This window comes from Pseudomonas maioricensis (assembly GCF_022790535.1).
In the GTDB taxonomy this organism is placed as follows: domain Bacteria; phylum Pseudomonadota; class Gammaproteobacteria; order Pseudomonadales; family Pseudomonadaceae; genus Aquipseudomonas; species Aquipseudomonas maioricensis.
In genome coordinates, this window is the sequence record NZ_LOHG01000027.1 from 41,262 (window position 1) to 47,820 (window position 6,559).

Here is a 6,559-nt window from a genome sequence, read left to right on the forward strand (position 1 = left end):
TGCGCCACCATCACCGGTGGTTTTTACGCGCTATGGATACCGGCCGAGCCAGTCATCTATAACGGAAAAAGGCCGGTGGCAAGAGCCACCAGCCATCAGCCTTTCGCTTAACGCTTGGGCTGGACACTCAAAGTCGATACTTATTTCAGCTCGACTTTAGCGCCTGCTTCTTCCAGCGCAGCTTTGGCTTTGTCAGCAGCGTCTTTCGCAACTGCTTCCAGAACCAGTGCTGGGGCGCCGTCAACTACAGCCTTGGCTTCTTTCAAGCCCAGACCAGTCAGTTCACGTACAGCCTTGATCACGTTAACTTTCTTCTCGCCAGCTTCCAGCAGCATGACGTTGAATTCAGTTTGCTCTTCAACAACAGCGGCAGCAGCAGCTGGACCAGCCGAAGCAGCTGCAGCAGTTACGCCGAACTTTTCTTCGAAGGCTTTGATCAGCTCAACAACCTGCAGAACGGACATTTCGCCAACTGCGTTGAGGATATCGTCTTGAGAGATAGACATGAATCTAATTCCTGAATTGGGGGACGGCCTACGCGACCATCGAAATAAACAAAAATACGCGAAAGGAGGTACGGAGCCTTAGGCTGCGGTAGCTTCTTTTTGGTCGCGAATAGCCGCCAGAGTACGAGCCAATTTGCTGGTAGCGCCTTGAATCACGCTCATCAGCTGGGAGATTGCTTCGTCACGGGTCGGCAAGGTTGCCAGCACGTCGATCTGATTAGCTGCGAGGAACTTGCCCTCGAACGCAGCTGCCTTGATCTCGAACTTATCCTGACCCTTGGCAAACTCTTTGAACAAACGGGCAGCAGCGCCAGGATGTTCGTTAGAGAAAGCGATCAGGGTCGGGCCAGTGAACGCGTCGTTGAGGACACTGTAATCAGTCCCTTCAACAGCGCGCTTGAGCAGGGTGTTACGTACAACGCGTACATAAACGCCAGCTTCACGAGCCTCTTTACGGAGTCCGGTCATTGCGCCAACTGTCACGCCACGGGCATCAGCCACGACAGCAGACAGAGCGACTTTGGCAGCCTCGTTGACTTCAGCGACGATGGCCTTCTTGTCTTCGAGTTTAATTGCCACGGGTTTAACTCCTGCTTGTTACCGTTTCATCTGACCTAAGCCGGATGTCGTTTTGGTGTCTGATTCGGTAAGGAACCGGGAGCACCATCTGCGTAGGCTTGTGTTTTAAGACTCGCGCCGCCTACGGTCTTGGATAGCCCCCGCCAGGCAGGGACCCCAATTTTTTCGCTGGTGCGACAAGCGCACCAACACGTCTTACGCGTCCAGGGAACCCTGGTCGATCACCAGGCCTGGGCCCATAGTGGTGCTCAAGGTTACGCGCTTAACGTAGATGCCTTTCGAAGAAGCTGGCTTGATACGCTTAAGATCAGCGATCAGGGCTTCAACGTTTTCTTTCAGCTTGACTGCGTCGAAACCGACCTTGCCAACTGAAGTGTGGATGATGCCGTTTTTGTCGGTACGATAACGAACCTGACCAGCCTTGGCATTCTTGACAGCGTTAGCCACGTCAGGAGTAACAGTGCCGACTTTAGGGTTAGGCATCAGGCCGCGAGGACCGAGAATCTGACCCAACTGACCAACAACACGCATCGCGTCCGGGGAAGCGATAACTACGTCGTAGTTCAGGTCGCCGCCTTTCATTTCGGCAGCCAGATCGTCCATACCAACACGATCAGCGCCAGCAGCCAGAGCGGCTTCTGCAGCAGGACCCTGGGTGAACACAGCAACGCGAACAGTCTTGCCAGTGCCGTGCGGCAGCACAGTAGCGCTACGAACAACCTGGTCAGATTTACGCGGGTCAACACCGAGGTTCACAGCAACGTCTACAGACTCACTGAACTTAACGGTCGACAGCTCGGCCAGCAGCGTAGCTGCGTCGGTGAAGCTGTAAGATTTGCCCGGCTCGATTTTAGCCGCGATAGCTTTTTGGCGCTTAGTCAGCTTAGCCATTACACACCCTCCACGTTAAGGCCCATGCTACGAGCGGAACCGGCGATAGTACGCACGGCCGCTTCCATGTCAGCAGCAGTCAGATCCGCATTTTTTGCTTTAGCGATATCTTCCAGCTGTGCACGAGTCACGGTGCCAACTTTAACGGTGTTCGGACGTGCCGAGCCGCTAGTCAGACCAGCAGCTTTCTTCAGCAGAACCGAAGCAGGGGTGCTCTTTGTTTCGAAAGTGAAGCTACGGTCACTGTAGACAGTAATGATCACTGGAGTCGGCAGACCTGGCTCAAGACCCTGAGTACGGGCGTTGAAAGCCTTGCAGAATTCCATGATGTTCACGCCGTGCTGACCCAAGGCCGGACCAACTGGCGGGCTTGGGTTAGCTTGAGCAGCTTTCACTTGCAGCTTGATGTAAGCGGTAATTTTCTTGGCCATGAGGCACTCCAATTACGGGTTCAAACGCCAATAAAGGCTCCCCGGTTACTTGCACGTTTATCCCAGTGACGAAAAAACCCCACAGCCTACGGCTACGGGGTATGGGATTCTCGCCCAGCTAGACCTTTTCGACCTGACTGAACTCCAGCTCCACCGGAGTGGAACGACCGAAAATGAGCACTGCAACTTGAATGCGGCTCTTCTCGTAGTTAACTTCTTCGACAGTGCCATTAAAATCTGCAAATGGACCATCAGTGACGCGAACCACTTCACCCGGCTCGAACAGAGTCTTAGGCTTAGGCTTATCGCTACCATCAGCAACGCGACGAAGAATCGCATCGGCTTCTTTATCTGTGATTGGTGCAGGCTTGTCGGCCGTACCACCAATAAAGCCCATGACACGAGGGGTATCCTTGACCAAGTGCCAAGTCCCTTCATTCATGTCCATTTGGACCAACACATAGCCAGGGAAGAATTTACGCTCACTTTTGCGCTTCTGGCCGTTACGCATTTCCACCACTTCTTCAGTGGGAACCAGAATTTCGCCGAAGCCATCTTCCATGCCAGCCAGCTTCACACGCTCGATCAACGAGCGCATTACATGCTTTTCGTAACCCGAATAAGCATGCACTACGTACCAACGCTTAGCCACGGGACACCCTTAGCCAACAATCAAGGAAACAAGCCAGCCGAGGAGGGAATCAAGCCCCCACAACAGCAACGCCATAACCAGAACAACAGCCACAACAATCAAAGTGGTCTGCGTGGTTTCTTGGCGAGTCGGCCAAACGACTTTGCGAATTTCAGCACGAGCTTCCTTAGCCAGAACAAAGAAAGCCTTGCCCCTACCAGTCTGCAAGCCCACAAACGCAGCAACCCCAGCCAGCACAAGCAGGACCAGGACGCGGTACAAAATAGGCTGAGCTGAGTAGTATTGATTACCGACAACCCCAACCACTACCAGAGCGACCACAACCAGCCACTTGAGCAGATCGAAGCGAGATTCTTGGGCTTCAGCCTTGAGAGTCATCTACGATAATCCTGTGAAAAGAAAGCCAGATACAATCTAGTGAATCTGGCAGGTCAGGAGGGAATCGAACCCCCAACCTACGGTTTTGGAGACCGTCGCTCTGCCAATTGAGCTACTGACCTAAAAGCAAAATCAGGCCGACCAATATGCCAGCCCAACAATATTTTTTCAACAGCCTTCCAACCCAACCAACCTACGAGACCCAAGATAAGGAAACGCCAAGGCAAAAAGACTAGAAGCAAGCCACTCCAAACGACACCGAAATGACTAGTAAAGCAAAGGCAGATATTTTCATATCTGCCTTTATAATGGAGCTCTTGAGCGGATTTGAACCGCTGACCTCACCCTTACCAAGGGTGTGCTCTACCAACTGAGCTACAAGAGCAAACTCTTTGGACATACAGCAAATCTGGAGCGGGTAGCGGGAATCGAACCCGCATCATCAGCTTGGAAGGCTGAGGTTCTACCACTAAACTATACCCGCCTAACTTGCTGCACAGCCTTAAATATGGTGGAGGGAGAAGGATTCGAACCTTCGAAGTCGTAGACGTCAGATTTACAGTCTGATCCCTTTGGCCGCTCGGGAACCCCTCCTGAACGAGGCAGCATTCTCAACTCATGCTACCCTTCTGTCAACCTTTTTCTCATTAAAAACCTGAGGTTACAAACGTTGACCGCAGTTGCAGAGCCTTTTAAAAATTATCAAGCACTGCGAAGCGGGCGCCATTCTATGCAAACTACTGCGCGGTTGCAATGCCTTCGCACAACATTATTTTATTTTTCAGATCGGGGAAATCCTGAGCCAACCCTCTCAAAAGAGCATCTCCGACAAGACGACGGCTGGCAGGTTCTATTTTAATCCAGTACGCACTGGCACCATCAATATGGATCTCACGGAATTGAGTCTGCACATCGAGACTCATTAGACGCTGCTCAACCGTGCGCGCCTCCTCCTGTCGCGCAAACCCGCCCAGGTAGAGACATCGGTCCGGAGCTTCGCGCCCACCCAACGACTCCGCACTACCCTCGGTCTCACTGAGGAGATGTATGTTTTGCTGCTCAGCCCGATAAAGAGACAGCGGCAAAACTTCTTTTGCCCTCAACGGGGCCTCTTGCTGATGCCACACGTAATAGAGACCATTGAGCATAAGCAGCAAAAGAAATAACCACCGCATAAAAACCTCAAACCAAAGGACAGGCTAACGCGAGACCAACGAATACCAGATCCGGCATGTGCCTCGCACCCGGCGTGACATCCCCGATCAACTCAGCATCTCCACCCGTCACAAACACGATGAAATCATCCCCGAGATACTGCTGCGCAAGCGTTAACTGAGAAGCCGCAAACCCCCTTATCATCAGCGCGCAACCCCGCTCCACAGCCTCAGCGGTCGACCGCCCCGGAGCGAAGCTGGATTGCGCCTCCTCAGCAGCCACGTCATCGTATCGAATACGTCGGGTATGAGTACGCAGCTGGCCGCGCATCAACGGCATCCCTGGGCATATGTAGCCACCCAGATGCTCCCCCTTTGCGCTAACAAAATCCGAGGTAATCGCGGTACCCAAATCAAGCACCAGACACGCCTTACCAACAGTTGCATAAGCCCCCACCAAAGCCAGCCAACGATCAAGCCCTAGGCGCTCATAAGCCTCGTAACCATTCGCTACGCCGGCCAATATTCTGGCCGAACTCGCACACTGAGTTTCAACGCCGAACTCTTCAGCGATCAGCGCAACCAGCTTCTGGGTCTCCTCGGCACTACGCACGCTAACCATCCGGCTATGACGGAGACTTAAACCAGAGGTAGCCGCAAGAACCTCAATAAGCTTCTCATCGGAGTCGACGACACCCCCCAATACAAGCCCTGGCAACCCCTGGCGAATAACACGCCATTTTATGAAGCTATTCCCACAATCCAGCTCAAGTATCATCACGCAACCTCAAGCTGAGCTCTCCACCGCTAAACACCTTCTCTTCATCTCCAACCTGCAATCGCAGCGCTCCTTGCGAATCAATACCCAACACAGTGCCCTCAATCATCTGAACACCAGCAAGTAAACTGACAGCACATCCCTGCCATAGGTGATTACGCTCCCACTCAGACCTGAACGCAGCAAAACCGGAGGCTTGATGAGCAGATAAATACTCTTGGATATTACTGGTTAATTTGCCAGCCAATACATTACGACTGGACAGAGCACCAGTTTCCAACCTCAACGAGGTCCATAACTGATCGACTTCCTCTGTCGCGCGCATATTCACGTTTATTCCAACCCCAATGACCACGTGACAGACATCAGCGGGATCACCAACCAGCTCCAGGAGTATTCCGGCGATTTTGCGCTGCCCCACAAGGACGTCATTTGGCCACTTCAATCCAGCACTCTGCACACCCATTTCCCGCAAAGTCTTCAGGACGGCGAGCCCAATCAGAAGACTCATACCTTCGAGCTGACGCATCCCACCATCAATACGAAGGGCCAGGCTGTAATAGATGTTTTCACCAAAGGGACTGACCCACTTTCTCCCCCTGCGACCACGCCCTGCAGTCTGACGCTCTGCAGTTACCACAAAAGGCGTAGGAGAGTTTTCGCCAATCAGCTTTACAGCAGCCGCATTGGTTGACCCTATAGAATCGTAGACAACAACCGGCCAGCCGCTAGCCTCTCCTGCTGCCGCAGATATTTCGCCAGCCTGCAGAAGAGATAGAGGACTCTCGAGTTTATATCCACGCCCCCTGACTTTATGGACGCCAATATGCAGCTCAGACTCCAACAACTGCAGCTGCTTCCACACAGAGGTACGACTAACTCCGAGAGCCTCACCCAGAGCCTGCCCCGAATGGAATTTTCCATCCTCAAGGAGCTTCAACAACGTCAGCATTTAGAGATCGCCATGCAATAAGGCTCGCATCATAGCCACGCAAGACGAAGATGCATAGAAACGACCGATCGTTAATTCAGCGATAGCAGAAGAGACATCGTGCGCATGGGGATAACGGAGTCCACGCTGGACGGCAGGAGCTGCCGAAGGCTGCGAGGCAGTGTGTCAGGCTAGAAGCATGGTCGTCCATCGCGGGCAAGCGCGCTCCTACCGCTAATCCTTTTTCTTCGTGCATAAA

General features: G+C 52.9%; 9 protein-coding genes and 4 tRNA genes. All 13 read right to left on the reverse strand.

Going from position 1 to position 6,559, the window contains the following annotated elements:
- Positions 1-140 precede the first annotated feature (140 nt).
- Complete coding sequence (rplL, locus tag AUC61_RS24885) at positions 141-506, reverse strand: 50S ribosomal protein L7/L12 (protein ID WP_122662259.1); 366 nt, start codon at positions 504-506, stop codon at positions 141-143.
- A gap of 78 nt (positions 507-584) precedes the next feature.
- Positions 585-1,085, reverse strand: coding sequence for a 50S ribosomal protein L10 (gene rplJ, locus AUC61_RS24890; protein ID WP_122662257.1), 501 nt, complete (start codon positions 1,083-1,085; stop codon positions 585-587).
- Between the two features lie 195 nt (positions 1,086-1,280).
- Positions 1,281-1,976 carry a 50S ribosomal protein L1 gene (gene rplA / locus AUC61_RS24895; protein ID WP_032626524.1) on the reverse strand — a complete coding sequence of 232 codons (696 nt, stop codon included), beginning with the start codon at positions 1,974-1,976 and terminating at the stop codon, positions 1,281-1,283.
- On the reverse strand, positions 1,976-2,407 hold the full coding sequence (rplK, locus tag AUC61_RS24900) for a 50S ribosomal protein L11 (RefSeq protein ID WP_020290713.1): 432 nt from the start codon (positions 2,405-2,407) through the stop codon (positions 1,976-1,978). The genes rplA and rplK overlap by 1 nt, the downstream gene beginning before the upstream one ends.
- A 118-nt stretch (positions 2,408-2,525) precedes the next feature.
- The gene (gene nusG / locus AUC61_RS24905) at positions 2,526-3,059 is read right to left on the reverse strand and encodes a transcription termination/antitermination protein NusG (protein WP_020290714.1); all 534 of its coding nucleotides are present in this window, start codon (positions 3,057-3,059) and stop codon (positions 2,526-2,528) included.
- A 9-nt stretch (positions 3,060-3,068) separates the two neighbouring features.
- Entirely contained in the window at positions 3,069-3,437 is a 369-nt protein-coding gene (gene secE, locus AUC61_RS24910) for a preprotein translocase subunit SecE (protein ID WP_032626526.1), read from the reverse strand.
- Positions 3,438-3,483: 46 nt separating this feature from the next.
- Positions 3,484-3,559 (reverse strand) — tRNA-Trp (locus AUC61_RS24915).
- Positions 3,560-3,746: 187 nt separating this feature from the next.
- Positions 3,747-3,822, reverse strand: a tRNA-Thr gene (locus tag AUC61_RS24920).
- Positions 3,823-3,847: 25 nt separating this feature from the next.
- A tRNA-Gly gene (locus AUC61_RS24925) sits at positions 3,848-3,921 on the reverse strand.
- Between the two features lie 25 nt (positions 3,922-3,946).
- A tRNA-Tyr gene (locus tag AUC61_RS24930) sits at positions 3,947-4,031 on the reverse strand.
- A gap of 143 nt (positions 4,032-4,174) precedes the next feature.
- The gene (locus AUC61_RS24935; RefSeq protein WP_243248908.1) at positions 4,175-4,612 is read right to left on the reverse strand and encodes a hypothetical protein; all 438 of its coding nucleotides are present in this window, start codon (positions 4,610-4,612) and stop codon (positions 4,175-4,177) included.
- Between the two features lie 7 nt (positions 4,613-4,619).
- Positions 4,620-5,369, reverse strand: a complete 750-nt coding sequence (locus AUC61_RS24940) for a pantothenate kinase (protein ID WP_243248909.1) — start codon at positions 5,367-5,369, stop codon at positions 4,620-4,622.
- Positions 5,359-6,321 carry a bifunctional biotin--[acetyl-CoA-carboxylase] ligase/biotin operon repressor BirA gene (gene birA / locus AUC61_RS24945; protein WP_243248910.1) on the reverse strand — a complete coding sequence of 321 codons (963 nt, stop codon included), beginning with the start codon at positions 6,319-6,321 and terminating at the stop codon, positions 5,359-5,361. The genes AUC61_RS24940 and birA overlap by 11 nt, the downstream gene beginning before the upstream one ends.
- Between the last annotated feature and the right edge of the window lie 238 nt (positions 6,322-6,559).

Bases quoted from the DNA above. Each gene is read 5' to 3' on its own strand.
- birA (WP_243248910.1), bottom strand. From the start codon at position 6,321: ATGCTGACGTTGTTGAAGCTCCTTGAGGATGGAAAATTCCATTCGGGG.
- secE (WP_032626526.1), bottom strand. From the start codon at position 3,437: ATGACTCTCAAGGCTGAAGCCCAAGAATCTCGCTTCGATCTGCTCAAG.
- AUC61_RS24940 (WP_243248909.1), bottom strand. From the start codon at position 5,369: ATGATACTTGAGCTGGATTGTGGGAATAGCTTCATAAAATGGCGTGTT.
- rplA (WP_032626524.1), bottom strand. From the start codon at position 1,976: ATGGCTAAGCTGACTAAGCGCCAAAAAGCTATCGCGGCTAAAATCGAG.
- rplK (WP_020290713.1), bottom strand. From the start codon at position 2,407: ATGGCCAAGAAAATTACCGCTTACATCAAGCTGCAAGTGAAAGCTGCT.
- rplL (WP_122662259.1), bottom strand. From the start codon at position 506: ATGTCTATCTCTCAAGACGATATCCTCAACGCAGTTGGCGAAATGTCC.
- AUC61_RS24935 (WP_243248908.1), bottom strand. From the start codon at position 4,612: ATGCGGTGGTTATTTCTTTTGCTGCTTATGCTCAATGGTCTCTATTAC.